This is a genomic window from Agrobacterium sp. A3-95, assembly GCF_053521785.1.
In genome coordinates this window covers 1-26,114 of record NZ_JBNWDR010000020.1, presented here as the reverse complement: position 1 = coordinate 26,114, position 26,114 = coordinate 1, and the positions used below count along the sequence as shown (strand labels likewise).

Sequence of the window (26,114 nt, the reverse complement as noted above, 5' to 3'; positions counted from 1 at the left end):
CCATAGGGATTTACGCTGGTAACGCGGGGTGGAGCAGCCCGGTAGCTCGTCAGGCTCATAACCTGAAGGCCGCAGGTTCAAATCCTGCCCCCGCAACCAATCTTCACAAAAACCCCGTAGCTTAAGCTGCGGAGGTTTCGCGGTATGGGCATAAGCAAAATGCTCACACAAACGGGTCCTTAATTCGCCACAACGACGGGCCTCAGTCAGCAGCCAGATATTCAACCGAGCGAAATTCTTGACTGCGCAAGTGCGCCAGGTCTTCATCCAGTTGGCTAAGTCGCATCATATGTGCGGTGATCTGTAATGAGATGATGTGCCGGTCGTCTATAGAGAAACGTGCCCACCTCTTGAGATTGTCGATGACCTCGATGAGGTCGAGACGTTCTTGTTCAAGTTTCTCCAAATTCCAGATCATCGCAGCCGGCCTCCCGATTTGACTTGCGTGAAACGTAGCATGGCCGGATCGGTTCAAACCGATAGGATTTAGCGTAAATTTTATCTAAATCGCAAGTTGCTCCAAACTGCGGTTGGTGTGCTTAAGCAAATCCAGGGGATCCGTCAGCTAGCCACCGCGCTTAGTCGCGAATAGTGTCGTCGTCGAACGCATGGAACAGGCTTGTACCGATCCAATGCCTCGAGGGAACACCCGCATCATCCGCGGAACCTTGCCGCGCGGCAACGGGAGCTCGAGGTGCGGCTGAAAGTGCCGCTTGGCACATGGATTCTCAACCAACTGCAAAAAGCCGGCGGATGGAATGGATGCGCAGATGCTGCTCCACTTACTGCGGTGTAAGCTGACGCAGATGGCGCTGCGTGATGCCGATCGTGCACTGCTTGGGGATTTGCTCAAAGGGGAAATCGTGGGTGAGGCTGGCTGATCGTTTGCTGGAGGGAGAAGGAGCGTGTCCGGTCGCGTCCGGGTCCTGGTCGGCATGTTCAGTCATTGTGGTGGCATTGCAACTGGCCAACAGGTGGCCCGTACTTGCCCACCCCTGTTTGTCGCTTCCCGCCTTCGGAAAAGGGACAAGAAAAAAGCCCGGCACAATGGCCGGGCTTTTGCTGTTGCTGTCCGGGTGAATCAGAATTTTACGCCGAGGCCGACGCGTATTGCATGCTGGTCGACATCTGCATTGATTGCAGCGCCGCCGAAATCGAAATCCTTGTCGCCGAAATCGGTGTAACGATACTCAACGCGTCCGAACACCATGTCGGTAAACGCGTAGTCGAGACCAACGCCGACGGTGTAGCCGTTGAACGTTTCCTTCACGTCGGCAATGCCCGGAACTTCCGCGTAGCCGCGAGCATAGGCCCAGCCTGCGGTACCATAGACCAGGGCACGGTCAAATGCGTAGCCGACCCGGCCACGAACCGAACCCTGCCAGTCAAACCCGTAGTCAAAGCCCGTGCCAAGGATAGTGGCTGAATCATCGCCCCAGTTCTTTTCGAAGTCTGCTTCGAGGCCAACGACCCAGCTGTTGCCAAGGTCGTAGTTGAAGCCGACGAAACCACCGGCTAGAGCACCGTCGAAGTCTGCGGACGTTTGGCCGGGAAGGCCGACGATCGAAGCGTCATTGTTGTTCCAGCCGTAGCCGGCCTGGACACCGGCGGTAAACCCGGTCCAGCTGAACAGCGGCGCAACGTCTGCTGCCGGGGCTGCAGGAACTTCTGATACGGCATCGGCCGCCATTGCAGTCGATGCCGCAAGCACGAATGCAATAGTCGATACGATTTTCTTCATAGTCTCTGAACTCCCTTATATGAGAGATCATTCATATGCCTTTTTCCCGAAATATGATGTAACCTTTGTGCAACGCCCGCGACCTCAGCAGCTGTCTGCATAAATTGAGGCTGTCCGGCTTCAGCGAGCGTCTCGTGCAATCACACTTTTTCGGCTCATTTTTCTGGCGCTGGCGGGCCACAGATACCTTCGTCCGGTGAAGGCCGTCAGCCGAGCTGGCGCTCAATTGCGGCCTTGTCGATGACCGACCAGACCCTGCGGATTTTTGTCTGTTCGAAGTCGTAGAAAATATGCTCGCAGAACTGAACGCGTCGGCCATTGACCGGAAGGCCCATGAAGGTGGATTTGGGAGTGCAATCGAACGAAAGCCGGGCGCCGATCCGGGGCACGTCGCTGACAAGGATCTCTGCCTGAAACCGAAGGTCTGGAATATCAGCAAAGTCCCTGACCAACATGTCGCGATAGCCCGACAGCCCTAACGCCCGGCCGTTGTGTTCAACAGTATCGTCGACGAAAGTGCCGAGCTCATCGAAGGCCTGACGGTTGAGGCAGTCGAGATAAGCCAGGTAAATGACGTTAAGTGTATGCATGTGTCTGTCCCCTGTCGACGTGGCGAATGACGTCCTTGGCCCTTGGCTTTCTGGATCATGACGGTGCGGGTCAAGCTGTGATGAGATCGCACCTGCCATCATCCAGTCGGTACAACACATCCTGCGGAACGGGCAGTTCGAGCATTTCCAGCTTCGAAAGTCCGAGAAAAACACCCCGAAGAATCCGCCCGAACAGGCCATGGGAAATGGCGATCGTCGGATGCCGGAGATCCGAGATCCATGACGTCGCGCGCTTGCAGGCGTCTTCAAAACTTTCGCCATCCGGCGCCCTGAAATACCAGTCGAATGCGTTGGATCCTTCGAGGCGCCCAGGAAATTCGGCATCAATCTCAAATCGCGTCATCCCGTCCCAGGATCCGGTGGTGACCTCAACGAGCCTGTCATCTTCGAGATACTGGAGCGTAACCTCGGCCAGGACCCGTTCTGCTGTCTGTCGCACGCGCCCGAGCGGACTGATTTGCATCCGGAAAGACTGCTCATCGTCGCAGAGAGCGTCACGGAGCAGGCGTGCGACTTGATCTGCCTGTTCGATACCGCGCGCGGTCAGCGGCGAATCCTGTTGCCCCTGAAACCGGCCAAGACAGTTCCAGACTGTTTCGCCGTGGCGCAGGAGATAGATTGTTGGGACAGCCACGCTTGCTTCACCTCTATGTTCGTAATCGATTGCCATCGCTCGTGGCATCAATACGGAAACGTGCCGATTGCAGCGCATTGATGACCGCGTGCAAGGCCTGATCCCTGTCCTTGCCCGACAACGATAGTAGGTTGTGCTCGAAAGCCCCGAGATTTTCGAACTGGGCATGAAGATCGGCCACGACCAGCGGATCGTGGAGGCTGTCGCCGCCGCGAGTCTGACAGCGTTCGATTGCTTCTGTTACTGTCGTGCGCAGCACGATGTAGTGCAGCGGGCATGCAAGCGCCAGGAAGGCCGGGAGCCAGTCCGGTCGCACGACGCCATCGAGAATGACGAAATAACCCGCCTCGGCATAGCGACCTGCGACATCGGCGGCGATCTGCATGATCATGCGGTTCTGCTGATGGGATTGCGGTAGCCATGGATCGATGCGGCCATGCTTGATATAACCCCATAGGTCATCGCTGTGAAAATGCACTTTTGGAACCCCGGGCAAGTGCGCCAGCGTTTCGGCGATTGTGGACTTGCCGGAGCCGGGGTGGCCGGACAGAAGCAGGATATGGCCGCCGAGATCGTCTGTCATGTTCCGTCACTAACCACTGGCATACATGAACCCGCCGATACGACGGTCATTGGCCCAGGTAGCCACCCTGTCATTCTACGTCCTGGCCGATAGGCGGGTGAAGAGCTGCCGCCTGAGCTGTCCTATCTGGCAAAGCTTACCACGAGATAGGCGGACGCCAGAAGCAGGGTGACGATTGTAAAGAATATCAGACCTGCCGCCAGTTCATCGAACCGGCCGTCGCGTTCATTGCGGTCCCAGTCGTAAGCCATAGCCAACCTCCATCCTTGCTGTGAGAGAAGGGTGGTCCGGTATGGTTAATGGAATGCTAATAGTCGAAGGCTGAATGTTGCCGGTATGATTTGGTGGCTGGGCCCTGGTGACTGATTTCATCGCGAGATTGGTTGAAACAAAGGTACAGAAGTAATACCATTGGTTTCGACGGTATTACGGGAGTTTGACATGACAACAACGGTAACGGCCAAAGGGCAGGTCACCATTCCAAAAGCTGTACGCGAGCTTTTGGGGATTTCACCAGGAAGCTCGGTCGATTTTGTTCGAGCCCCCGATGGAAGGATAGTTCTCGTCAGGGCGGACAAGAAACAGCCACTCACGCGTTTCGCCAAGCTGCGCGGCCATGCCGGTGAAGGTCTGGGTACCGACGCGATTCTGGCTCTGACCCGTGGTGACGAGTGACGCTTGTCGATACAAATGTCCTGCTTGATCTCGTGACGGACGACCGGGTTTGGGCCGACTGGTCGATTGAGCAGCTCGAGCTGGCGAGCGTTTCGGGTCCGCTGTTTATCAATGACGTCGTCTACGCGGAACTATCTATTCGATATGAGCGGATAGAGGCTCTTGATGCTTTTGTCGATCAGGCGGGGTTGAAGTTCACCCCTTTCCCTCGCGCTGCGTTATTTTTGGCGGGTAAGGCCTTTGCCAGATATCGACGCGGCGGCGGTACCCGTACCGGTGTTTTGCCTGACTTTTTCATCGGAGCCCACGCGGCAATACAAAACCTTCCCTTGTTGACGCGAGATGTGGCTCGTTACCGATCATATTTTCCCACGGTCACTCTGATTTCACCTGGAGCTTAGGCCTGCGCCGCTCTGATCCGGCACCGGTTTCGGGGTCGGTATGGCTCTGATGGGCCGCCCAGGCGATAGCTACAAGGGCTTTCAACTGGATGGCTTAACAATGCTGATGTCGGTTTTGCTATCGAGGACGATATGCAGGTCGCGGATCATGCCTGCCGCGAGCAGCAGAGCGTTTCGGATCTCTTCATCGCTGCGCCACCCGAGCTCGATGGAGAGGGTAACGGTTTGGATCTCGAGGAGGCGGTCAAGACCGGGGCCGGGTGGAATTCCGATTGTTTCGCGCATGTCCCGGATCGTTGTAACGGCCCGTTCGAGCACACGCCGCTTCTGATAGTCGTCGAGGTGATCGAGCCTGTTGGCGTCGCGGACAAGTTCGGCAATGAAACTGTTGGTCAGGGTCATTGTGTGAGGTTGCCGGGTCGGCTGAAGGGCGTCAACACAAGACCGGCAGCGTGGGCTTCAGCTTGCGGTTTTAGGTGTTGCTGTGATCACGGTGCATCAGGGCAGAACCTGCGGAGAAACGGATTGTGCGACAATGAAGTTTATATATTGCCGATAAATATCATATATTTATGTAATAAACCGCATGTAAAAAGTGAAGACTATGGTAAGTACTGTTTCAGCAATTTGTCGAACAATCGTGATGAAACATAGTCTTCTCAAACGAAGAAAAAGGCCCTTGCTCCTGGCGGGGGCAATCCCTCACATTCCCGATCAGGATGATTTGGTGCGATCAAGTGAAAAACTTACCGATCGGGAAGTGATGCGTCGATTTTTTGTGAAAACTTCCTGTACGGTAAGTCAAGAGATGGAGGTTGACGATGTTCAGGTCCGCATGCGATTTCGGAGCTGCTATCAGGGAGAAACGCAAATCTCTTGGCTGGACGCAAACCATGCTTGCTGCCCGTTCCGGAACGGGTGAACGCTTCATCGTCGAGCTTGAATCGGGCAAGCCGAGTTGCCAGCTCGAAAAAGCCCTGATCGTCGCGCGCACCGTCGGCATCGAGATCGGCGATCTCAACACGGTCCAGACTGTGCAAGCCGCGCCGGACGGTGACCTCGGCTTTTTGCCGATATTTGGTGTTGATCGATGACAACTATTTACTATGAGACCTTGCCTGTCGCCCATCTCACTTTTGATGGCGAATGGACGTTGGACTACGATCCGGGCTGGGAAGCACGCCGCACGGCTTCTCCGGTGTCGCTCACCATGCCGCTGCGCTCGGGGTCCGTGAGTGCCGCGAAGCTGCTGCCCTGGCTTGCCAATCTGCTTCCGGAAACACATCTTGCCGAGATCGGCCAGCGCCTCAAGGTTTCTCCGCAGGACATTGTCGGTCTGCTTGGTTATATCGGACGTGACACGGCGGGGGCGCTCTCGATCGGCGAACCGCGGAAAGCGGGTGTCAACATTTAGCCCGTGCCGGATGAGCAGGCTCTGGAGCCTATTCTCGATGAACTTCCTGCCAAACCTTTTCTGGTCGGTGAGCGCGGTGTTTCCATGTCGCTTGCGGGCGTCCAGGAGAAGTGCGTGCATGCCGCGACGTGAAGGGGAAGAAGCTTTATTCGAGATGTTTTTACCGCGAAGTGCTTTTTAGGAAGCAGTTCTATGATGACATCGTGTTTCGTCACGCACATGTGCCAAAGCGATAGTGAACCGGTTCATTACCGCGCGCGTCGGGCCGTCCGAAAAGCTTGTTTACGGGCATCTTTGTCACAGACCGTACGAAACGGAACGCTGCGGGAACGCGACGCCCGTCTCGCCGTTATGACCTACTGCTGTAATAGATGGCATTGGAGTACGTGCGTATGGGCAGTCGAGTTTGCATCATTGGGTCAGGTCCCACCGGTATTTTCACACTTCAGCGTCTGGTTCAGTCTCCCGCACCACTCTCCATCACCGTTTACGAAGCCGAAATGCTGGCCGGAAAGGGGACGCCCTATCTTCCCGGCGCCAACGATCCGGTAATGCTGTCCAATATCCCCAGCATTGAAATACCTTCAATGCCCATGTCGCTGATCAACTGGCTGTACAGCCAGAGTGACGACTATCTGAGCTGCTTCTCCATTGTGCGATCTGGAATCAATGAGCGCGAATTTTATCCACGGCTCGTTCTGGGCGATTATTTTCACACACAATTCACAGCCATTGTGAGAGACGCGAGGAACCGCGGGCATGAGGTCGATGTGTGCCCCGGCCATTGTGTCAGGGATATCGTTCTCGGTATCGATCAGATCCGCGTCAGCGTCGATACGAATGATGGCAGTTTTGACGCCATTTTCGACCACGTCGTGATGGCGACCGGCCACAACTGGCCAGATAAAACCGAGGTGAGACCCGGTTATTTTGCGTCTCCATGGCCGGCGGCAGCTCTTAAGGCTGCCTGCCACGGTCGGCTTGGTATATTGGGAACGTCTCTGAGCGGCATCGATGCCCTGTTAACCGTCGCGGTATCGTGCGGTTCATTTATCCATGATGACGCGGGAATATTGCAGTTTCACGCTGCCACCGGCCACGAGAATTTCTCGGCCGTGATGATGTCGCGCAAGGGGTTGTTACCGGAGGCTGACTTCTACGGCCCGCTTCCATATTCAATGCCAAATGTGTGCACGCAGGAGGCCGTGGATAAGGAGATTGGACGAGGACCGGTTGGTTTGCTCGACAGGGTGTTTGAACTTTTTCGCCGTGAAATCGCAACTGCTGATCCCGACTACGCCTCTGAGATAGGCTTGAGCAGCCTTACCGTCGATAGTTTCGCGGAAGCTTATTATGGGCGCCGGTCAGCCACTGATCCATTCGCCTGGGCAGCAGCGAACCTTGCGGAAGTCGAGCATAATGCCCGGGAACGTTTCACGGTACCTTGGCGCTACGCCATTTTGATAACACACGAAATTATCGCGCGGGCGATCCCACATTTGGACACACAGGATCTGGGCCGGTTTAACAAGTCGTTCAAAAGTGTCTTCATTGATGACTATGCGACAGTTCCGCATTTGTCGATCAAGCGTCTTCTTGCACTACGGAATGCCGGCCGGCTCGAGATTATGCGGCTCGGCGACGATTATTCCATCGATACTGATGGTTTTTCGCGCGGGGCGGGGGTGCGGATGAGGGATGCCGAAGAGATATTCGACAGCTTTATCGATGCCACTGGCCAGACTGCCCTCTCCGCCCGGGACCTGCCTTTCCCTTCGCTGCGGCGCGGGACTGTGAAACCAGCAATGACAGTGGAGTCCGGGACTCCACTAGCTATTGAAGAGAACGACCCAATTGTCAGAAGAACCGGTGGTATAGCGGTGGATGAAAGTTACCGTCCGCTCGATACGGGCCTGCTGTCGAACCGCCTTTACTGTGTGGCCATTCCCTTTTTGTTGCACAAGCATCCGTTCGTTCAGGGCATAACAAGCGCAGCGGAACTGGGCGAGACCGCTGCGGAGGCCATTTTGGAAGACCTGAGCAAAACCGCATTTCCGTCGATACTTTTAACGGCCTGACAGTAGCAGACGGGAAGTGATGATGACTGAGCGCATTCGACCAATGCCGGCAATCGGGAAAATCGTAGAAATATGGCGATACCCAGTGAGCTCGCTCGGCGGGGAAATATGCCATGAGGCCGACATCAGTCTGAATGGCATCACGGGAGATAGGCGTTTCGGCCTCTTTGATCCCGTGTCCGGCGTAGTCGCTGCGCCGGAAAAAGACGCTCGTTGGCGCCCGGCGCTTTTTCTTAAGAGCGCCATGGATGAGAATGGCGTTCGTATTGGGTTTCCGAACAGACGATGGCTATACCTCGAAGATTCTCAATTGCCGCAGGCGCTGTCAGCGCATTTCGGATTTGAAGTGGCGATCGGCAGTTATGCCGCGGCGGATCCTCTGGCACCCTCTGTTCCGCAAATCAGAAATCGCTATTCGGTATCGCCCCTGCATTTAGTGACTACCTCCTCGTTGTGCGAACTTCAGCGGATGACGCCACAAAGCACTATCGACCGGCTGCGTTTTCGTCCCAACATCCTACTTGAAACGCGAGACATGTCCGGCTTTTCAGAATTTGGCTGGATCGGCGACGCCATCGGTTTCGGCACAGTTGAGGTCACGGTGACGGAAACGACAAAACGCTGTGGCATGACACTTATCGCCCAGCCGGAACTGAAGGAGCAGCCTGAAATCCTCCGAACGATGCTGAGAAACACCAGTCGCGCGCTTGGCATTTATTGTGAGCCCAGGACAACAGGCCGTATTGAGATCGGCACTACCGGGAAAAAACACGTCGGGTAGCCAGTTGTCTGCAGTGAGATGCGTCACCGCTTTCGCAGGGGTTATTTAAGTGTACCTCTCGGCAGGTATGCCAAAGCGCGTGCCGACCAACGCAACAATTAAGACTGCTTATTATTGAGGGCTTGAGAGATGTAATCTCTTTCCCGACGAAGGCAGGTGGTATTTCGTGTTCCCCACTGCTGCGCAAAAAGGGATGAGAATCGTGAAGAATGCTATCAGCTTAGCCGTCTTTTTTGCTTTGACTGTATCATCGTAATCAAGCCAGACGAAAGAGCCGAAATTCTCGACCCGTTTGATTATATCCGTTGATGAGCCGCTTAATAAAGAAGGTGGGGCGGTAATTATATCTGGTCGTCAGGTTTCAGATGATAATGGCGCGCCCTAGCTGCAGATTCGGCACCTGGGGAGGCAAGCGAAAAGGCGTTCCATATAAGCGTGTCGTCGCCTGCCTCTATCGTGGATTTTGTTTACCCTGAGAGCGGAACCTACAGTTTTAAGTTTCAATCTCCTCCTGGCAGCAACGCCGCGCCCCTTAAAACTCGGGAGGTTTTAACAGGCAGCGCTGAGGTGGCCGATCCGGAAACCAAAGAGCAGGTGAGTTGGCCATCGATGAGCGTCATTTATGTTGAAGGTGCCACCTATAATGAGGGATGGGCGCGGATATTCGCTTCAACTTTCGATCTGGCTTTCAATAGCGAGGATAAATCTGCCGTTTCTATCGAGCGTTTCCCTGCGGGCCGTGTTTTATCGTTATCCTGGAGCGCGATTGTAGCGTTTGTGAGGGATTCCAAATGAGCCAGTTGCTCCCGGTAGCGCTGTCATTTCGTCTCAATAGGAGAGATATCGGTCTGGGTGGTATTGGCTTCCACGGCGATTGAAGAGGATTCTCGTGATTTTGGACTTCATTGGGAAAGATTGCACGCTCGACCATCAGGCCATCCAAAACAGGAATTTCGCGGCGAGGATTTATCCCGAATTTCCAAGTGGGGAGGAAGTCGCTCTTGTGGCCGCGCGTATCGGTAGTAACGGGATTGATTTCACTGCTTACGAGTTCGGTCAGCCTCCGTGCCAATTTTCACCGCAACCGGTCGGGTTGGTGCTTGATGCGCTGTTTGAAAATTCGCCCTATAACCTTCTGATCCATTTTTCAGGTCATGATCTCTGGATCTGGGCGCCGGAGGATCACGAATACCTCGTTGTCTTTGGTGATACCAATTTGGTCCAGGCGATAGAACGAAGTGACATATTCTCCTACAGCTTTGCTGAATATCTGGGCAGTGGTGGTTTGTCGCAAGCGACAGTCACGCATCTTCGCGGCGTGGCATCGAACTATACGATCGGGGAATAGCGGGCGAGCCCGCTGATGGCGGATCATGGATGTGCTGGAAGGGTCCGGGAATGTGTTCGCTGGCCGGCACAAGGGTAGCCAAAGCACCACATTTTCACGACGACACCTAACTATATGATCGTGTTGTGCCTGGAAGCAGATTCTAGATGTTCGACCAGCATGAGCTGTTCTGCAAGGAGCAACGCCTCGGGAGAAGAAAACTCTTTCGCTATTCCGCTGACATAGAAGGTCGGCGCTTTGGTTAAAGCAGATCGACTATCATCATAGCCCAAAAAAAGACGAGCATGGCGATGCAGGCCGGGCGGAAGAGATAAAATCGCTGCCAGTTCGTGAGGCGGAGGTCGTTGTAGTGCATGGATCTGTCAAGTTTGACGTGATCCATTTCGCTGTCGACAGAAAAATCACCACCATTCTTCTTGTAGAAATTATACTCCCGAACCTGCGCGATAATCTGTTGCACAGCCAGAAGGCCAACCGCGATAAGAGCCGCAGAAAAAATGACGATCTCAAGTATCAGCAAGCTTTTCTCCTGTGCGATCGGTTGAAACGGCGACGTATCCGAGTTTGAATCAAATCGTGGGAGACGAAGTGCCAAACCGCTTCAATGGATGCAATTGTCTTTAAAAACTACGCAATTTCGATTTTTTCGTCCAGTATCTGACAATGATGTGGCGCGATATTTCGGACAGGCGGAAAGTGGGCTTCCCACGAGCTTGATGCGGACACAGGGATAAACTGTCATGTGAGGTCGCATATTAGAGCATCGGATTGCGCCGGAAGTAGGTAGACGGAAATATAAAAACCAAAGATCTGAAAATTTTGTCGAGGAAGACGAGAAAATCGAGATGATGTCGGCAGAAATAGAAATGAGTTTAGCATGATTGGCGTGTTTGTTAGACTAATAATTATTTCGGTTGCATTGCCTGTTTTCTCGGAGACGTCCGTGGCGGCGGCGAATGCTGAGGTAATAAAGCCAGTAAAAACTCAGGTCACGATAATTGTCGATAATGCTGTGCTTCAAACCGGCGGAACGGTTCTCGTGGTGCCCCAAAAGGTCTCCCGGGACGTCTGGGATAGACTGCCCAAGCGACCGGAGAATTCCCTGCTTCGGAATAATCCGAAATCTCGGGTGATCGAGGACGGGGATAAATTGCTGGAGGTGACGGTCTCCAGCAAGGTTTCCGTTGTCGAGTTCGACTATCCAGCCGATGGGACTTACGGGTTTAATCTGGTTCCCGGCGATAACACTAGGCCGTCCGCCCTGCGCACGAAGCGCATTTTGGTGGGCAGCGGATATTATACCGATCACAAGACAGGAACACGGGTGGACTGGGGCGAAGTTTCAACGATCCACATCTATGGGCCGGACGTTGATGAGAGTTTTAGCCGATCGGTCAGGATCTCATCCAACGAAATAATGAATATTGGCGCCGCCAAAATCGCGGGTGAGGGATTTGTCGTACATCGGCTCAGTGATAGGCAGATAGACCGTGCGGTGATCAAAGAGCCGAACTAAAGCGAATATGTCTATATTACCAATATCCGTTAGGCCGTCGACATGAGTCAACGATGCAATCCGATCGTTATGGAATAGACAAGGAATTCTGCCGCAGGAACGGTTGGAGGATCTTCTTTGGGGTGGATTGGCTGGATGACGCCGAATTTGAAGCCTTCAAGGCATTTTTCGGCTCGCGTCAATTGTTCGTCTCAAGCGGGGATAAACCAATTGAGCAATCGCCCGCCTCCTCGTTTTCCGAGGCTGTGAAACTGGAAAGTGAATTTGTGGATAGCGACAAGTATATTCTCTCACCGAATGACGCGTTGGTTTATGTAAGTGATGATCGCGATGTTTACCTCGTTGCCGCATCGAGCGAGCGTATTGCAACGTTGATCACCGAAATATCAGCCCGCGGCGGGAAAACATATTCTTCCCTCGTGCGCAGCGGCACAGTCGAACCTAAGAGGCAGGTCAGGGCTTTATTCGACTATTGGGCAGATCTGAATTTCGAGAGTGCCTGAATAGCCGGCTACGCAATTTCGAGATTAAGATCCCGGTGTATTCGCCCGGCATGTGCGCTCGGTTCAATGGTTGAAGCGGTTCGCGGTCTCAACGCATACGCGGTGCGCCGCAGCATTCTCTTTTCGCAAAGATGCTCGGGACACCTCTAGGTCGGTGAGGGGAATACCCGCATACTCCGTGTGAAAGAGCCATTGGCCGCAGACGGAGACCCAATCGAGCGGGGTTCTGACCTGCTCCTGCCAATCATGGCGATCGCGATGGCGATGCAGAGCATCGTCGGCAACAATGTTGGAGCGCGGCTTTACTCCCGCTCGGATGCGGTCCTGCGGATCGCTGCCGCAACAACATTGCTCTATTGTCTTGCCGTGGAGGTTTTGTTGCTGGGCCAAGGCACAGTCGTCGGAGCAGCCTTTGTCGCTGATCCGGATGTGATCGGTTAGGTCGGCCGGTTGCTTCGCCCCATGGCTGCGGTCTATCTTCTTGTGCTCGGTGTATATTTCCAAGCCATCGGCCGACCGGCCCGCGCGGCTCTTCTGACCATGGTCAAGCCGCTTATCCTATTACCTGTCTTGTTCACGATCGCTTCGGCAATGTTGGGCGCGGACGCAATCTGGTTTGCCTTTCCGCTGGCAGATGGTGTGGCCGCAATCATCGCAACTCTTATCCTTGCCGACGCCCTCAAGGCGAGGGGAAACGCGGGTATCGGGCTCAAGGCCGTGGAGAATCTGTCATGACAGTAAGAACCATTGCAGAAGCCAAATCGCACGCAAAATCTCCGCGGAGCGTACTCGCCGCAGACGGTAACGTCTTGGGCCATGCCCAGGCACTGGAGCTCGTCGCCCGACAGAACGGCGCGCGACTGGAACACCTTGTCCACCAGCCTCGCCAACGCTGACCCTCCGTTCCATCTGCACCAAAGGGTGCAGGGGCGGTATCTTGGGCAATCATTTAAAGGCGAAATAAGCGCATTATCATCCTCGGGCTCGCACTATTCCGTGACTGTCCGTTTCGATGAACCGGTGGACGCAGTTACCTTCAACAGCTTTTCGAACATGGGCCGAGTGGTAAGAGGTACGGTGGATATCAATGGAACTTCCGTACGCAAGACATCAAACGGGACGCCGCACCTGACTTTAAGCGCGTTATGAGCCTCGGTGCGTTAAAGGTTCGCGGCGATTTCCGCGGTCGCCAGTGTCCGCAATGGGCCAAGAGTCGTCTACCGCTCGGCGCGATTTGCAGACATCAGAACTCGCGTTAGTATCTAGCGATGACAAGCGAAGCATCCGACGAAACAACCGAAGCGAACCGCCACGCTTGGAACGCTCAACGGTTCGCCGCGTGGCTATCTGCCTTTGGTAGCCCAGAGGCGGAAGCGCGTAAAATCGTTGCTGAGCCGAGGCAGGTTCTCCGGCGACTTCTGCCATATCTCGGCGAGGTTGCGGGCAAGCGCATCTGCAATGTGCAAGGCTCGTATGGACGCGTTGCAGTCGCGCTGGCTCATATGGGCGCAGAGGTTCTCGTAATCGACTTTGCAGAAGAGAACAGGCGCTTTGCACTTGAACTCGCGGCGTGTGCGGGTGTGGTTATCGACTACGCTGTCAGCGATGTCCTCAAGGCGAATGAACTCGGCCGAAACCGCCAATTCCACGTCTTGCTGCTTGAGCTTGGCATCCTTCACTACCACCAAGACCTAGACCTCTTTTTCCGCGTGATGCGGGGACTTGCGGCAGATGGCGGCATTCTCCTTTTAAATGAATTTCATCCTATTCAACGCAAACTGTACTGGCCAGAAGGGCCGCATGACTACTTCGAGGCAGGCCTGATTGAAGCGGACGTCCCGAACCCCGACCAAGATGGCGAAAGTCTAGGACGTTGCATGTACCGGTTCTGGACTTTGGGAGAGATCGTGACCGCAGCCATAAACGCTGGATTTAGGGTTGCAAGGCTCGACGAGCATCCAGACTGGGAAGACCCAACTATTCCGGGCAGCTTTACAATGCTGGCCGAAGTGTAAGCCGATGCCATGACCGCTTAGGGCCAGAACCTGCCGCGAATAGGTCACGCCATTTCTGGTGATTGCGCCAGTTTCTGATCTGGCCGAGTATCGATGCGACTATGTCCGCGCTGGGAGTCTCACATGAAGTTGGTCGAAACGCCGGAGTTTTCCGTTGAAGCAAATCCGATGTTTGAAAATACCCGTGTCTTGGCAGGGTCAATCGGATTGCGTCGTCATCCGGAGACGGCGTTCTCACCACAGATGAGCGTGTGGTCTGCTAAGCGTGAGAGAAAATCGCCCGAAAAATGGCTCAGCGACCGCCTCAAAGATGATGGCGGCAAAATCATTGGGCGCGAAGCCGTGACCTTCGCAGGCATGCCGGGCGAGATGAGCAAAGTAAAGGATCGTTTGCAGGATTGGGAGACGAAGGAGAAACGCAACTGGTATCGGCTGCGTGCGCTTCTGGTGTCGGCCGATGGCTCTACCTGGTATCACGCCACTGCTATGGTCAGTGAGCCGGAGCTTGCCGAGATCGAGAAAGATTTTAAGCGTCTGCTAGAATCCCTCCGCATCAAGCTCGAAGGCAATGCCGCGAATGAGGTAAGAACTGCGGCGGAAGCTGAGACGGCAGCCGTCGTTGAAAAACTGAAGAACAGCATGGAGAAGGTGTCAGCCATTGCCATCCAGCAAAGCCACGAAGAACGGGGCCTCGAAAATGCAGCCGCCGCGATGGCACCCGTGGCAGGTATTGAGGAGCGCTTCAACGCGGCGGTAGCTGACGCTGGGTTGCAGGATAAGCATGAGGCCCTGCGTCTGATCGTCATGCCGACGGTTGCCATGGTTGAATGCAATGCCGCCGACATCGAAATTACTGGCCTGAGCCGCATCGGCGGAGGCCCTGATCTGCCCATCGACACGGATTGGCCGCGCGACGACAACGGCTTACACCTCAATTATCTTGCCCAGATCAATCTTGATGACTTGCCTGATCGCCCGGAAGAACTACCGGCATCCGGGTTGATCTCCTTCTTCACGGGAACGGACTACACGGATTGGCGCGTCCTCTACACTCCGCCGGACGTAAGTCTCACGCCCCATACAGTTTCGGAAGACGCGATGGACACGGCAATCTCGGTATCGCAGATGATCGTCTGGGATAGCGACCTCAAGCGGTTTGTACCGAACGGACAGGCTGTCGACGGACTATCGGTCAGCACGGACGAGGCCGGTCGCTTGACATTCAGCCGTGACGGGGTACCCGTCAAGGCTTTCGCCTCCGAATACGAGTTCAGCCGCTCGGCGCAGACGCTGCGCTTCGAACGCTCGCTTAGCGCTCCCTTCGGCCAGCGTGGCCCCAACAACAACCGGAGGGCCTATGCTGATATTGGGATCGAAGACCCGTCGGATTTTTCTATCGCGGTCAGCGAGCGCTTTAAAATCGGAGATGGACCGCAGCACCAGATGTTCGGAATAACCGGCGTGCGTGATCTCGCCGCAATCCAGCAGATGGCTGCGAAACATGCAGCACAAAACGGCTGGTCCGATATATCCGCACCAGATGGCTGGTTCATTCTGGTCAAGCTCGCATCCGGAGGCGAAGCGGATTTCAGCTTCAGTGATCACGGCGACTACGTTTTTATGATCAATCAAAATGACGCCGCTCGAGCGGACTTCTCGCGGGTCTACGCCTTTGTCGACTCTGGTTGAGTAAGAGATCACGACATGACGCCATGGCTTCAGTTACAATCGCAACATGGAAACGACAGGTCGAGCATCCGTTGCGCGCCAATTGCGTCAATAGCCGTCATGGCGCTGATGCGCCAATACCGGGCATTGAATTCGGGTTGACTCAGCGCGATCGACGGCAGACCGGGTTCTACGTATGCTCCCTCGCATGTTCCTTTTAAACGGGAGACAACCGATCCATGAGCCAAATCGACAACGCCATAGAAGTTTTAAAGGAAAAGTGCGGCTTTCAAGTCGTGTCAGGCACAACTTGGAATGACGGGGATTTCAGTCGCTTCACAGAGCTCACAGGTTTTTCGATCCCGAACCAATTGGCGGATGTGCTGAGACGATATGGTCAATCCGGGACGGAATATAACGACTACTTTCTTGTCGAGGACCGTGACGGTGGTCGGTTCGTGCACGACGTTCAGGTTCTCATATCGACTTTCGATATCATCGTGGAGCGCCATGAAACCTTCATTTCTCAGTCCGTCTGGGAGGACCAATTTACGCTGCCGATGGTTTTTTTTGGTTCTGCCGATTCAGGGCATTCTTATCTTCTTGCCGACGGGATCAATTCTGAAAACAATGCTGTCTACTTTTGGCAGCGCGCCACCGATCCCTTTGGGACGGATAATAACTCCAAGGGGATCATAAGGTTGGCCGATAGCCTTACAGATTTTTTTCTTTCCCTGACTGGGCTTGAAAACCTCGAAAAGGATTGATGGACGAAGTAATGACCGCAGTGGGGCAACAGCGGTCATGCGGCAATGGCGACATATAGGAAGCGTGGACTCTTAGGATTCCCAAATCACGGTCGTTCTGATTTATTGCTGCTCTTTGAAGGGAGTGATGGAATCGCCATATGAACGAATACCAGGCCAGACTTGCTTCGATCGTGGAAGACTTCGGTGTTCCCAATGGCGGAGAACCGGTCGACATTGAGCGCCATAGAGGCCAAGTCCCAGACGCTGTGATCGAGTTTTGGGAGCATTACGGCACCGGGATCGTATTGGATGGATATTTTCAGTTTTGCGATCCCGCTCGATTTGCTTCAATCATGAAGGTTGTTTTCGATGGCGATAACGAGATCAGACCCGAACAGACGCATGCCCTCGGCTTCGGCGCGTTTGGAACGATCGTCGCATGGAATGAAGTGTATCAGGACGTCGTCATCAACCTCGTGAACAGCCAGGCGTCGTGCCCTGCTCTTGTGAGCGGCAAGACCTTCGATCCCGATGTGGCCGTCACCAGCCAATTGATGATGATCGACGATCCTACCCTCGATGAATATGATGCAAGGGTAAAAAAGCTGTTCAAACCGGCATGTGCCAAGCTGGGAAAGCTCGGCGTTGGGCAGGTCTATGGTTTCCAACCGATTCTGGCGCTTGGCGGCGACAGAGCCCTGGAAAGTCTCGCGATCTACGACGCGTTGCCGCATATGGCGATCCTGGCGCAGGCGCATGAGATGCAGTTGATGGACAATGCCGCTTTTCCGCCTCGGCCGGTGCGCGTGATTGGTTCATGAGCTCGGCCCAATGAACGCATCGGGCCGAAACCGGACGTAGGTGCACGCGTGGATGAACGACCTGTGTCGAGCCATTTCTCCTGTATGACGACAGGAGATGACGGCGCTTAAGGCGGACTTTGGAGGCGACAGGTGTGTTGGGGCATGTCTGTCGCAGCTTTTGCGCAGACATCAATCGCTACCGTCAGGGATTACGCAGACTTTTTACACCGGAGATTTTCATGAGACATTGTAGACTCGTTTATCAGAGCTATCCGCTCGACCTTGCAGTCCAGGAGCCGTGCATCACCCTGCGAGCCACAAGTGGATCTTGGCCTGGTCAAACATTGGAGGACTACATCGGTCTAGATCTGAAAATGAATTCTCCGAAATTCTTCTTCGATCCCAATAATGACCCCGAAGATGGCGTTGCCCATTGGTTGAACCCGGGTCTGGATACACAGTGGCTGAAAATTCCCTTGAAGCACTTTAAGAACCGTGATTTTCGCAGCCTCGAAGAAATCCGGGTGGATTTTCAAGGCGAGGGAACGCAAAACCCTTTGATTGGGGAGAATTGGTGGGAAGCTCCCGGCCTAATCACCACCTACAGCGATGAATTCTTCGCCCGTGCGGCAATCTCCATTCGTCACGACGGTGGTGGCACGTTTTCGGTTCAGCTTTCTGGCACCTCTCAGTTCGACACTGCCTTTGATATAGCCTTCAGTGCTCCCCTGACCGTCAAGCTGATCGGATATCGCAACTCTGCGACCCAAGAGGATCTTTTGGGCTGGTTCGACCGCTTTCTCAAAAAAGACGACTTCACTTTCACGCCGCTGCAACGAGGTGAAGACCTCTATCTCGATGGTGTGGTCAAATAACCGCCGTGCCAATCGTCCTTAGGCGTCAATTTTCGAAAGCGCACCCACGATCACAGTTATTGGTATGCGGCGCGGTTCTCATCGTAACTGGACACCCAATGGACCCAGACAGAGACTCCCCTGGCCTTCAACGCTTCCATCACCTGTCGATTGGGATGCCCCGGCGTCGTGACATCTGCGTAAAGCTGGTCGTCGAGGACACGGACGCTTCGTAGACTGGGCATGTCGAGCAGAGCCGGAATGTTCTCTAACGCAATCCCTGCATTTATGGTCTCGATCTTGAATGGCGGCAGGAGGTCACGAAGGTCCACAGTCCCGATCATCGACGTCAGATCAAGACTCTTGATATTCGGGCAGTGCTTGATCCCGGCAAGGCTGTTGATGTCGAAGATATCGTCCTCTCCATCCCAGAAGAACCAGACATATCGATAGATGGAACTGCCTCCATCCAGAACAAGCTCGTCGATCTCATTCAAAAGGTCGGTCGAAAGAGGATAGCGATCCAGGTAGGCACGAACTGCGGGAATGGGCTTGTAACCTTCGTTCTCAAGATCGACGGGCCGCCCGAGAACATGCTCGGCAAGCTGTTGTGGGGTCCCGAGATCGATTATTTGTTTGTCAATGAGGCTGGATAGGATCGCAAGCTTTAGATTAGGATCACCGAACGGCGCACCCGAGATATCTCCAGGCGCAGGGTAGCGTGATGCAGTAGCCATCCGCGACCATCCAAGAGTTGCGAAAATACCTCCCGCGGCCACGAAATCACGTCGTTTCAGCATAAATGTGCCATATCTCCATGAAATTGAGCCGTTTTGTCGCGCTGACCTGCTTCAGTAGCAGGTTTACCGAAAGTAGCCTACACTGACTCAGCGCAAGATCGGTGCGCGGAATGGGCCGACGGCCGTCATGGCCCTGAAGCGCCGATACCGTTGAAAAACTCACCTTGCTCAAGGGATCACTTGCAGGAGTAGAGTAGGTGAGCTGAGGAAAATGCCAACCACGAGGCCGACGAAACCCAGGACAATCGCACCGACAATTCCGTGGGTTTCCCAGCCGGTCACCGCGCCTAGTCCGGTGGCCACCATGATAATCGACACTGTCCAGATCACCTTGATGATGGACCAAATGCGTTTTCTGGCCGTGGGTTGTTCAGGTGGCATGATAGCTCGCTTCAGTGCTCGGCTAGCTTGATATAATATTGGATTTGCATTCCACGATAGGCATGATTCAATCGTCGTACCGATTTGCGGAGGATTGAGCGATGATGGGATGTCAGACGGCTCCGGCGCAGCTCTTCTACGACTTCTGCCTTGATGATCATGTCCCTGCTGACCACCTGCTGCGCGGGATCGATCGACATCTAGAACTCGACAGCGTACGGGCACAGTTGAAGCCTTTCTACAGCACCACTGGTCGCCCTTCGGTTGATCCCGAGCTGATGATGCGGATGCTGATCATCGGCTATTCCATGGGTATTCGCTCGGAACGGCGGCTCTGCGAAGAGGTCCACCTTAATCTCGCCTATCGCTGGTTCTGCCGCCTCGGATTGGACGGCAAGGTTCCCGATCACTCCAGTTTCTCGAAAAACCGCCATGGCCGTTTCCGACAGAGCGACATCCTGCGGCATATGTTTGAAACGGTGGTGGAGCGCTGCCTCGCGCAAGGGTTGGTCGGTGCAGAAGGATTTGCCGTCGATGCCAGTCTGATTGCGGCGGATGCCAACAAGCAGCGCTCGGTGCCGGGAGCAGAATGGGAGGCAAAAGAGGAAGCTGGCCGTTCAGTGCAGGAATATCTGGCTGTTCTTGATGATGCGGCTTTCGGGGCTGCATCGCCAGTGACACCGAAGTTTATCTCTCCGTCCGATCCGGCTGCTCAATGGACTGGTGCCCACAAAGGCCATGCCTTCTTCGCCTACGCGACCAACTACCTGATCGACACAGAGCATGGTGTTATTTTGGACGTGGAAGCGACACGCGCAATCCGCCAGGCGGAGGTCAGAGCATCTCGCACGATGCTCGACCGAACGGAGAACCGCTTCGGTTTACGACCTGGTTATCTCGCTGCTGACAGTGCCTACGGTTCTGCTGACAACCTGGCATGGCTGGTCAAGGAGAAGAAGATAGCACCGCACATTCCGGTCTTCGACAAGTCCAACAGGACGGATGGCACTTTCTCTCGTTCGGACTTCTCATGGGATGCCGAAAATGATCGCTACATCTGTCCGGCGGGCAAGGAGCTAAAACAATTCCACCGAACCTATGCGACGCCGAGATCAGGGATCACGGCTGAAGGAACGCGGCTCTACCGTGCCAGCAAGCGGGATTGTGATCGCTGCGAACTAAAACCTCGCTGCTGCCCGAACATGCCGATGCGCAAGGTGCCTCGTGATCTGAATGAGGATGCCCGTGATGTCGCCCGCGCGATTGCCACGACGCCGGAATACGTGCAGTCGCGCCATCGCCGGAAGAAAGTCGAGATGCTCTTCGCACACCTCAAACGCATCCTGCGGATGGCGCGATTAAGACTGAGAGGGCCGTGTGGTGCGCGAGACGAATTCCTCCTTGCCGCAACCGCCCAAAACCTGAGGAGATTAGCCAAACTGAGGCCGACGCGTAGCATCAATGCCGCTTAATAGCGGCATTGATCGATATCCTGCGCTAGAGCGCGGGGGCATATGCTACGTCTATCTCGTTCCGAGAGCAGATTTGAGCGGCTCGGCAGCAAGTCCAGCGAGTTTTTCAACGATATCCGCCAACAGCGGACATTGCGCCTGCTGCAAAACTCTCTATTCTGCGATGTCACAAGGTAGGAAATGATCGGGGTTTTTCGCGACCTAGCATATCTAGCTCAGACGAAATTTTTGGATAAGAGACCATCATGGATTTAGAAAGCCTCAATCCGCAAGTCTTCAAAATGTGGGAATTGCAAAAGAATGGAGGTCCTGATTTCTTTCAACCAAGTACGAGAGAGGACATCGACGAAATCGAGCTCCTGGTAGAAAGACCTATCCCTGAAGACTATCGAGTTTTTTACTGAAGTATTCAGCCATCGGTGGCTCTATCGAAGTTGGTGCGTATTTTTTCCAGTGTAATTTCAAGAAAAGGTCGGTTATCGCTGGGAACCTATCCTTGGTGCCTTGGGCAAAAATGACGATCAGTGCTATCAGGGCCTACTGTAATCCACATCCGGATTTCGAAGGAGTGAAGCCGCGTATATCGCGCGAACTGCTTCCGCTCACACGCACAACTACTCCACGCTGCTGATTGATCTTCGCCCGGAGAGCTTCGGAAACGTATTGTATCTGCCCTATGTCCGAAAGCAGGTGTTTGGCAAGCACCCAAATTACGGATGGGGAAATGTTGGTTATGTCGCGCCAAGCTTCACTGACTTCATCAGGGAACTTGGAACTGAGGCCGAACTGAAGGCGCGCTATCCTCATCGGGTTGCTTAATCTTTTCGCACTAGTCAGAGTTTAGTGACCAATTTTACGACGGCGAATGACCGTTGCGGGCCGGTCGGAGACATTGCAATGGTTTGGTAAAGGTCTAATCTCAGCGGCTGCTTAGAGCAAGCGTCACGACAAATGAGGCGGTAATGAACCTTGGTGCCCCGGATGCGCCTTTTGGCATGGAAGAGACGGTTGCGTAGATCGTCAGCACGCTTCTGGCGCAGCGAGGCAAGCCAAGGGCTTCAGTATCTCGACCGCGACGGAAGGACTGTTCCATTGTGAGGCTTTCGCAGGCGCCAGCATTTTTCTGAAGACGAAGGCAGGTCATTTGCGGCGAATTCATATAACGCGCGACGGGCAGCAAGGCCGTTTTAGGGAGAAGTCGGGTTCCTAGAGCGGCTGACCGATGGTGGAAAACGGTCACGATGATACAGTCTTGCAATTCGCAACGAGTCATAAAGCCGAGTTTTCTGAGCATGCATGTGAGTTGCGATTTCTTTTAAGTGCTATTATATTGGCATTAATGTGTCAGATGTGCGCATGGGTGATAATATGTTAGCATTTAAAATGTCTTCTCCTGTGGAGGTTATCCGGGACCTGGCGGACAGAATGAAGCGCCGACGGATCCAGCAAGGATTGACCCAGCGCGAATTGGCTGCGAGATCGAATGTCTCCTACGGATCGCTGAGGCTATTTGAAGAAACCGGCAAAATTTCCCTCGAAAGTCTGGTGAAAATTGCCTTTGCTCTTGAGGCGGAAGCGGAATTCGAACGGCTGTTTCCAGGTCTGCCGCCACAGAATATCGATGATGTCATTGATCGTCCTCTCAAGCAGCGTGTGCGCAATAAATGAAGTTCACGTCAATCCAGAAGATGAGCATTTATCTGGAGCTCGAAGGGAATGAGAAAAAGCTTGGGACGCTTGCCTGGAGCGGCAGGGAACGGAGGGCTTACTTCGAGTACGCGGCGGAGTTTCTGACAGCGCCCCTTTTGATTTCTCCATTCCATATAATGGCGGCCAGTGGGTTGATTGCGGCGCCTCGCGATCCGTTCGACGGGCTTCACGGGCTGTTCAACGACAGCCTGCCGGATGGGTGGGGTCGTTTGTTGCTGGACCGCCGTCTTCAGCGGGCGGGTATCGACTATACCCAGCTTACTCCGATCGACCGTTTGTCTGCAGTCGGCAGAACAGGAATGGGCGCGCTCTCGTATGTTCCTGAATTACCAGACGACCAGCAGCCTCAGGCCGTCACTGATCTCGACTGGTTCGCTGATCAGGTCGAGTTGGTGCAGGCTGAAATGGACGTGGCTGACATTGATGGCTTGCAGGGTGCGCAGGGCGGATCCGCGGGCGCACGGCCGAAGATTATGATCGGCTTCAACCAAGCGGAAAACAGATGCGTTCTGGATTATGGCCAACCGTTGGACCCGGGGTTCGAAAGGTGGATGGTCAAGGCGCCGAGTTCCGATGATCCTCGGGAAATCGGTGCGGAAGAAAAAGCCTATTCGCTGATGGCCGTCGCTGCAGGACTGACGATGGCCGACACCCTGCTGCTGGAGACCAGGAAAGGACGACGGCTTTTTGCGACGAAACGTTTTGACAGGACCCCTGCCGGCAGGCTCCACATGCACACGGCAAGCGGCCTGCTGAATGCAAGCCATCGTGAAGCGAGTGTGAGCTATGCGCAACTGCACAAGCTTACTCACATAATGACCCGGGACGCTACGGAAGTCCTGAAGATGTTCCGAAACATGGTGTTCAATGTCTATGCCAGAAATCGCGACGACCATGCGAAGAACCACGCCTTTCTTATGGACGTGAATGGCCGCTGGTCTCTGGCGCCCGCATACGATCTTACTTTTTCGTCGGGACCAGGTGGAGAGCACAGCGCGACAATAGCCGGGGAAGGCAGGAATCCCGGCATGTCCCACCTTCTGGCAGTCTCCAAAGGGGCCTCGATTTCTGATCAGGACGCACGGGAAGTTATAGAACAGGTTAGAGCGGCCGTTGACCGATGGCCTGAGTTTGCTGGGGAAGTTCAGTTATCCAGAACTCGGACCGCTGAACTCGACAGGTTCTTGAATGGTAATCGGCTGGCTTAAGGGCCGATGATCACCTTTGCCACGTTCGTTGTCGAAACCGACGATACGCCTGCCGTCCTTGCCATAAAACACTCGATACTCGAACAGGTGCGTCCTACCGGGAACGGGTTCCGGCACCTGTATAAAAATTTTTGAAACTTTCATTAATTGGAAGTATCAAGAATTATGTCTTCGTTGGTGGACCAAATTTCCGCGGCCGGATTGGCTGATCGTTTTCTGAATGACCGGCAATTCGCCGAGTTGCTGGACGGCAGTGACGCGCGCCGTTATGGCCTAGTCAACCGCGCTTTGAAAGACGGGTATCTCATCCGTCTGAAGCGTGGTTGTTATGTGCTGGCGCGACGCTATCGACGTGACCTGGTTCATCCGTTTGCCGGCGCCGAAAACCCCGGGCAGCTATATCTCTTTCGAAACAGCACTGTCGTTTCATGGATGGATTCCGGAGGCGGTGTTTGTTACGGCCAGTGTTTCACCTGGACGCAAAAGCCAGGATTTTTCGACGCCCGGGTTCGGGACCCTCAGCTATCATCCTCGGGCGATTAACGATTATCGGTTCATGACGAGTGTTGACCGTGTCCCGCTCAACGGCTCGATTGCGTTCGTTGCCAGGCCTCTTCGGGCGCTTATGGATCTGGTAGCGCTTCGCAAGGTGGAGTGGAGCGGGCTTGAATGGCTGACGATTGGTATGAGGATTGAGGAAGATGCCCTTTTCGGAACGCGACGTAAGGATTTTACGGCATTGAAGCCGGTGTACAAGCACAAGGCTGCAAATGCTTTTCTCCGGACGTTGGAGGCTACAGCTTCACCTGTCAGACCATAGAGAAAAGACTTGTGGGCTGAGATTCAGTGAAAGGGATGAAATTTATCACAGCGCTCAGTTAATGCAGCATTTACAGGATTGCTGTATTTTATGGATTTACTTTTGTGACCGTGCTATCCTCGCGATACACGACGGGAGTGTGTTTGATGGCAGGTTCAGGTAATTCCTACACCACGAGTGATCTTTCCAGGAAGTCGGGTGATATTATCGCTGAGGCGCTTCGTCATCCGGTAACGATCACCCAGCGCAACAAGCCTCGTCTGGTTCTTCTTAATATCGAGGATTATGAACGTTTGATGCGGCAGTCTGATCTGCGTGCGGTTGGCACTATTGATAATATGTCTGACGCTTTGCTAGAGGAATTTGAGGCCGCAGTCGACACTTATGCGGAAACTGAAGAGACGGTTCGGTGAGCGGTTTCGATAAGATCGAGACTGCAGTCGTAATCCGCTACCCTTATCTATGGAGCCGCGTGGCTGCCCGCGGTGAAACCGAAGGTCGGAAGGGGCGACCTGTTGTTGTTGGCGTCAGGCTCGCCCGTGCGGGCGGCGACATGGTTCTTTTCTTTCCTATCACGACGAAGCATCCGGAAACTGATCGTTTTGCTATTTAGATCCCTGCGCATTGAAAAGCGCCGGGCCGGTCTTGATGCAGATGTGCGGCTTTGGATCATTCTGGATGAGTATAACAGCGACATTATCGGACATTCTTTCTACTGGAGCCGGAGCTACCTGTGGGACGGTTCAGTAAAGCTTTTTTTCTCCCTGTCCTTCGGGAGTTTATTGCGCGTCGTCGGTCGTCCAGCGAGGTTTACCGCGCCCGATAAAGAACCGTGTGATGTTGGGTAACTCAGGTCGACAAACCGGACAGATCCTTGATGTACACGCTTGACGTGTCACGTTCGACGGACTGGCAATCCTATGTTGGATGGGCCAAATCGCGCCGATATACGCCTCTGGAATATTTTACCCATATTGGTGGCATTAATACATATATTCCCGTATTTATACTTATTTAACGGAATAAAATACTTAGAGATGATTGGGCGGCTGTAAATTGAACAGGGGAGGAAGAGGGTCGGTAAAACATATAATTTGTCGAGAGGTGAGCGCAAAACATATAAATAATTAAACACACCATTACTGCGGGAGAGATGAGAGATTTGCTGGAGAAGTCCGCCTGTTTGTGCGCAGTCAATTTGGCACTGTTATAAGCAGGTGATTTTATATAGGTTTTTATTGTTTAATGGATTTATTTACAGGTAGAACCGGAGGGAATCTGATTGGAAAGTGAATTGAAAAGATGGTGAAAATTGGTGGCGATCGATCATAATAACAATATCATGATAT

Annotated in this window: 34 protein-coding genes, 1 tRNA gene and 2 pseudogenes; 27 read left to right on the top strand and 10 right to left on the bottom strand. The window is 54.0% G+C overall.

The genetic code is table 11. The annotated features are described in order from the left end of the window. Positions 1-22 precede the first annotated feature (22 nt). Positions 23-99: transfer RNA gene (locus ACQZ5Y_RS28095), tRNA-Met, on the top strand. Positions 100-202: 103 nt separating this feature from the next. Here the strand turns inward: ACQZ5Y_RS28095 and ACQZ5Y_RS28090 are convergent. Beyond that, entirely contained in the window at positions 203-418 is a 216-nt protein-coding gene (locus ACQZ5Y_RS28090) for a hypothetical protein (protein ID WP_174027884.1), read from the bottom strand. A 340-nt stretch (positions 419-758) separates the two neighbouring features. On the opposite strand from ACQZ5Y_RS28090, the gene ACQZ5Y_RS28085 reads away from it, so the two are divergent. Further along, the gene (locus ACQZ5Y_RS28085) at positions 759-881 is read left to right on the top strand and encodes a hypothetical protein (protein WP_003518941.1); all 123 of its coding nucleotides are present in this window, start codon (positions 759-761) and stop codon (positions 879-881) included. A 200-nt stretch (positions 882-1,081) separates the two neighbouring features. Here ACQZ5Y_RS28085 and ACQZ5Y_RS28080 read toward each other — a convergent pair whose 3' ends face one another. From ACQZ5Y_RS28080 to ACQZ5Y_RS28060, 5 genes are all read right to left on the bottom strand, one after another. Then, positions 1,082-1,741 carry an outer membrane protein gene (locus ACQZ5Y_RS28080; RefSeq protein WP_013762458.1) on the bottom strand — a complete coding sequence of 220 codons (660 nt, stop codon included), beginning with the start codon at positions 1,739-1,741 and terminating at the stop codon, positions 1,082-1,084. Positions 1,742-1,947: 206 nt separating this feature from the next. Continuing rightward, positions 1,948-2,331 carry an ester cyclase gene (locus ACQZ5Y_RS28075; protein WP_111800609.1) on the bottom strand — a complete coding sequence of 128 codons (384 nt, stop codon included), beginning with the start codon at positions 2,329-2,331 and terminating at the stop codon, positions 1,948-1,950. Between the two features lie 70 nt (positions 2,332-2,401). Beyond that, positions 2,402-3,022 (bottom strand): histidine phosphatase family protein, encoded by a 621-nt coding sequence (locus ACQZ5Y_RS28070; RefSeq protein ID WP_111796713.1) that lies wholly within the window; start codon positions 3,020-3,022, stop codon positions 2,402-2,404. After that, positions 3,000-3,569, bottom strand: a complete 570-nt coding sequence (locus ACQZ5Y_RS28065) for an AAA family ATPase (RefSeq protein WP_111796714.1) — start codon at positions 3,567-3,569, stop codon at positions 3,000-3,002. Before ACQZ5Y_RS28065 ends, ACQZ5Y_RS28070 begins: the two co-directional genes overlap by 23 nt. Before the next feature lie 122 nt (positions 3,570-3,691). Next, the gene (locus ACQZ5Y_RS28060; protein WP_263634972.1) at positions 3,692-3,820 is read right to left on the bottom strand and encodes a hypothetical protein; all 129 of its coding nucleotides are present in this window, start codon (positions 3,818-3,820) and stop codon (positions 3,692-3,694) included. 190 nt (positions 3,821-4,010) lie between these two features. Between ACQZ5Y_RS28060 and ACQZ5Y_RS28055 the strand changes: the two genes are divergently transcribed. After that, complete coding sequence (locus tag ACQZ5Y_RS28055) at positions 4,011-4,244, top strand: AbrB/MazE/SpoVT family DNA-binding domain-containing protein (protein ID WP_162633773.1); 234 nt, start codon at positions 4,011-4,013, stop codon at positions 4,242-4,244. After that, positions 4,241-4,645, top strand: coding sequence for a type II toxin-antitoxin system VapC family toxin (locus ACQZ5Y_RS28050; protein ID WP_111796716.1), 405 nt, complete (start codon positions 4,241-4,243; stop codon positions 4,643-4,645). Before ACQZ5Y_RS28055 ends, ACQZ5Y_RS28050 begins: the two co-directional genes overlap by 4 nt. An 81-nt stretch (positions 4,646-4,726) precedes the next feature. Here ACQZ5Y_RS28050 and ACQZ5Y_RS28045 read toward each other — a convergent pair whose 3' ends face one another. Then, positions 4,727-5,047 carry a hypothetical protein gene (locus tag ACQZ5Y_RS28045; RefSeq protein ID WP_111796717.1) on the bottom strand — a complete coding sequence of 107 codons (321 nt, stop codon included), beginning with the start codon at positions 5,045-5,047 and terminating at the stop codon, positions 4,727-4,729. Positions 5,048-5,466: 419 nt separating this feature from the next. Between ACQZ5Y_RS28045 and ACQZ5Y_RS28040 the strand changes: the two genes are divergently transcribed. The 6 genes from ACQZ5Y_RS28040 to ACQZ5Y_RS28015 all read left to right on the top strand — a co-directional run bounded on the left by ACQZ5Y_RS28040 (position 5,467) and on the right by ACQZ5Y_RS28015 (position 10,266). Then, positions 5,467-5,739 (top strand): helix-turn-helix domain-containing protein, encoded by a 273-nt coding sequence (locus ACQZ5Y_RS28040; protein WP_111796718.1) that lies wholly within the window; start codon positions 5,467-5,469, stop codon positions 5,737-5,739. Next, positions 5,736-6,059 carry a HipA N-terminal domain-containing protein gene (locus ACQZ5Y_RS28035; RefSeq protein ID WP_236763088.1) on the top strand — a complete coding sequence of 108 codons (324 nt, stop codon included), beginning with the start codon at positions 5,736-5,738 and terminating at the stop codon, positions 6,057-6,059. The genes ACQZ5Y_RS28040 and ACQZ5Y_RS28035 overlap by 4 nt, the downstream gene beginning before the upstream one ends. Before the next feature lie 392 nt (positions 6,060-6,451). Continuing rightward, a complete protein-coding gene (locus ACQZ5Y_RS28030) occupies positions 6,452-8,137 on the top strand; it encodes an FAD/NAD(P)-binding protein (protein ID WP_174060251.1) in 1,686 nt (561 codons plus the stop codon). Between the two features lie 22 nt (positions 8,138-8,159). Then, positions 8,160-8,918 (top strand): MOSC domain-containing protein, encoded by a 759-nt coding sequence (locus ACQZ5Y_RS28025; RefSeq protein WP_174027888.1) that lies wholly within the window; start codon positions 8,160-8,162, stop codon positions 8,916-8,918. 435 nt (positions 8,919-9,353) lie between these two features. Beyond that, a complete protein-coding gene (locus tag ACQZ5Y_RS28020; protein ID WP_210251794.1) occupies positions 9,354-9,713 on the top strand; it encodes a hypothetical protein in 360 nt (119 codons plus the stop codon). 94 nt (positions 9,714-9,807) lie between these two features. Then, positions 9,808-10,266, top strand: coding sequence for a hypothetical protein (locus ACQZ5Y_RS28015; RefSeq protein WP_322919975.1), 459 nt, complete (start codon positions 9,808-9,810; stop codon positions 10,264-10,266). A gap of 241 nt (positions 10,267-10,507) precedes the next feature. On the opposite strand, the gene ACQZ5Y_RS28010 is transcribed toward ACQZ5Y_RS28015, so the two are convergent. Next, positions 10,508-10,786 carry a hypothetical protein gene (locus tag ACQZ5Y_RS28010; RefSeq protein WP_111800605.1) on the bottom strand — a complete coding sequence of 93 codons (279 nt, stop codon included), beginning with the start codon at positions 10,784-10,786 and terminating at the stop codon, positions 10,508-10,510. Between the two features lie 357 nt (positions 10,787-11,143). Between ACQZ5Y_RS28010 and ACQZ5Y_RS28005 the strand changes: the two genes are divergently transcribed. The 10 genes and pseudogenes from ACQZ5Y_RS28005 to ACQZ5Y_RS27960 all read left to right on the top strand — a co-directional run bounded on the left by ACQZ5Y_RS28005 (position 11,144) and on the right by ACQZ5Y_RS27960 (position 18,395). Beyond that, positions 11,144-11,782, top strand: coding sequence for a hypothetical protein (locus ACQZ5Y_RS28005; protein ID WP_174051262.1), 639 nt, complete (start codon positions 11,144-11,146; stop codon positions 11,780-11,782). Positions 11,783-11,835: 53 nt separating this feature from the next. After that, positions 11,836-12,285, top strand: a complete 450-nt coding sequence (locus ACQZ5Y_RS28000; protein ID WP_112494475.1) for a hypothetical protein — start codon at positions 11,836-11,838, stop codon at positions 12,283-12,285. 180 nt (positions 12,286-12,465) lie between these two features. Then, positions 12,466-12,726 carry a hypothetical protein gene (locus ACQZ5Y_RS27995; protein ID WP_174027889.1) on the top strand — a complete coding sequence of 87 codons (261 nt, stop codon included), beginning with the start codon at positions 12,466-12,468 and terminating at the stop codon, positions 12,724-12,726. Positions 12,727-12,747: 21 nt separating this feature from the next. Then, a complete protein-coding gene (locus ACQZ5Y_RS27990) occupies positions 12,748-13,020 on the top strand; it encodes a hypothetical protein (RefSeq protein ID WP_174051264.1) in 273 nt (90 codons plus the stop codon). Then, positions 13,017-13,434, top strand: a pseudogene (locus ACQZ5Y_RS27985) (glyoxalase superfamily protein). Before ACQZ5Y_RS27990 ends, ACQZ5Y_RS27985 begins: the two are co-directional and overlap by 4 nt. Before the next feature lie 119 nt (positions 13,435-13,553). After that, a complete protein-coding gene (locus ACQZ5Y_RS27980; RefSeq protein WP_174051266.1) occupies positions 13,554-14,300 on the top strand; it encodes a class I SAM-dependent methyltransferase in 747 nt (248 codons plus the stop codon). Positions 14,301-14,423: 123 nt separating this feature from the next. Next, positions 14,424-15,989 carry a DUF1963 domain-containing protein gene (locus ACQZ5Y_RS27975; RefSeq protein WP_162694936.1) on the top strand — a complete coding sequence of 522 codons (1,566 nt, stop codon included), beginning with the start codon at positions 14,424-14,426 and terminating at the stop codon, positions 15,987-15,989. A gap of 218 nt (positions 15,990-16,207) precedes the next feature. Beyond that, positions 16,208-16,735: an SMI1/KNR4 family protein gene (locus ACQZ5Y_RS27970; protein WP_111796728.1), complete on the top strand. Its 528-nt coding sequence runs from the start codon at positions 16,208-16,210 to the stop codon at positions 16,733-16,735. A gap of 140 nt (positions 16,736-16,875) precedes the next feature. After that, complete coding sequence (locus tag ACQZ5Y_RS27965) at positions 16,876-17,538, top strand: GAD-like domain-containing protein (protein ID WP_112493365.1); 663 nt, start codon at positions 16,876-16,878, stop codon at positions 17,536-17,538. A gap of 221 nt (positions 17,539-17,759) precedes the next feature. Then, positions 17,760-18,395: a hypothetical protein gene (locus tag ACQZ5Y_RS27960; RefSeq protein WP_162694937.1), complete on the top strand. Its 636-nt coding sequence runs from the start codon at positions 17,760-17,762 to the stop codon at positions 18,393-18,395. 56 nt (positions 18,396-18,451) lie between these two features. Here the strand turns inward: ACQZ5Y_RS27960 and ACQZ5Y_RS27955 are convergent, their stop codons facing one another. Together ACQZ5Y_RS27955 and ACQZ5Y_RS27950 are read right to left on the bottom strand one after the other, a co-directional pair. Then, a complete protein-coding gene (locus ACQZ5Y_RS27955) occupies positions 18,452-19,111 on the bottom strand; it encodes a DUF6892 domain-containing protein (RefSeq protein ID WP_111796737.1) in 660 nt (219 codons plus the stop codon). 231 nt (positions 19,112-19,342) lie between these two features. Beyond that, positions 19,343-19,555 (bottom strand): hypothetical protein, encoded by a 213-nt coding sequence (locus tag ACQZ5Y_RS27950; protein WP_111810130.1) that lies wholly within the window; start codon positions 19,553-19,555, stop codon positions 19,343-19,345. Between the two features lie 101 nt (positions 19,556-19,656). Here ACQZ5Y_RS27950 and ACQZ5Y_RS27945 point away from each other — a divergent pair, with 101 nt between their 5' ends. The 7 genes and pseudogenes from ACQZ5Y_RS27945 to ACQZ5Y_RS27915 all read left to right on the top strand — a co-directional run bounded on the left by ACQZ5Y_RS27945 (position 19,657) and on the right by ACQZ5Y_RS27915 (position 25,591). Next, positions 19,657-21,027, top strand: a complete 1,371-nt coding sequence (locus ACQZ5Y_RS27945) for a transposase (protein ID WP_112515075.1) — start codon at positions 19,657-19,659, stop codon at positions 21,025-21,027. Positions 21,028-21,272: 245 nt separating this feature from the next. Next, the gene (locus ACQZ5Y_RS27940; protein ID WP_162696462.1) at positions 21,273-21,431 is read left to right on the top strand and encodes a hypothetical protein; all 159 of its coding nucleotides are present in this window, start codon (positions 21,273-21,275) and stop codon (positions 21,429-21,431) included. A gap of 952 nt (positions 21,432-22,383) precedes the next feature. Then, complete coding sequence (locus ACQZ5Y_RS27935) at positions 22,384-22,695, top strand: helix-turn-helix domain-containing protein (protein ID WP_236763089.1); 312 nt, start codon at positions 22,384-22,386, stop codon at positions 22,693-22,695. Continuing rightward, a complete protein-coding gene (locus ACQZ5Y_RS27930; protein WP_111796732.1) occupies positions 22,692-23,945 on the top strand; it encodes a type II toxin-antitoxin system HipA family toxin in 1,254 nt (417 codons plus the stop codon). Before ACQZ5Y_RS27935 ends, ACQZ5Y_RS27930 begins: the two co-directional genes overlap by 4 nt. A gap of 328 nt (positions 23,946-24,273) precedes the next feature. Further along, on the top strand, positions 24,274-24,765 hold the full coding sequence (locus ACQZ5Y_RS27925; protein ID WP_236763090.1) for a hypothetical protein: 492 nt from the start codon (positions 24,274-24,276) through the stop codon (positions 24,763-24,765). 146 nt (positions 24,766-24,911) lie between these two features. Continuing rightward, complete coding sequence (locus tag ACQZ5Y_RS27920; RefSeq protein ID WP_111796734.1) at positions 24,912-25,178, top strand: type II toxin-antitoxin system prevent-host-death family antitoxin; 267 nt, start codon at positions 24,912-24,914, stop codon at positions 25,176-25,178. Then, positions 25,175-25,591: pseudogene (locus ACQZ5Y_RS27915) on the top strand (hypothetical protein). The gene ACQZ5Y_RS27920 and the pseudogene ACQZ5Y_RS27915 overlap by 4 nt, the downstream one beginning before the upstream one ends. The last annotated feature ends 523 nt before the right edge of the window (positions 25,592-26,114 follow it).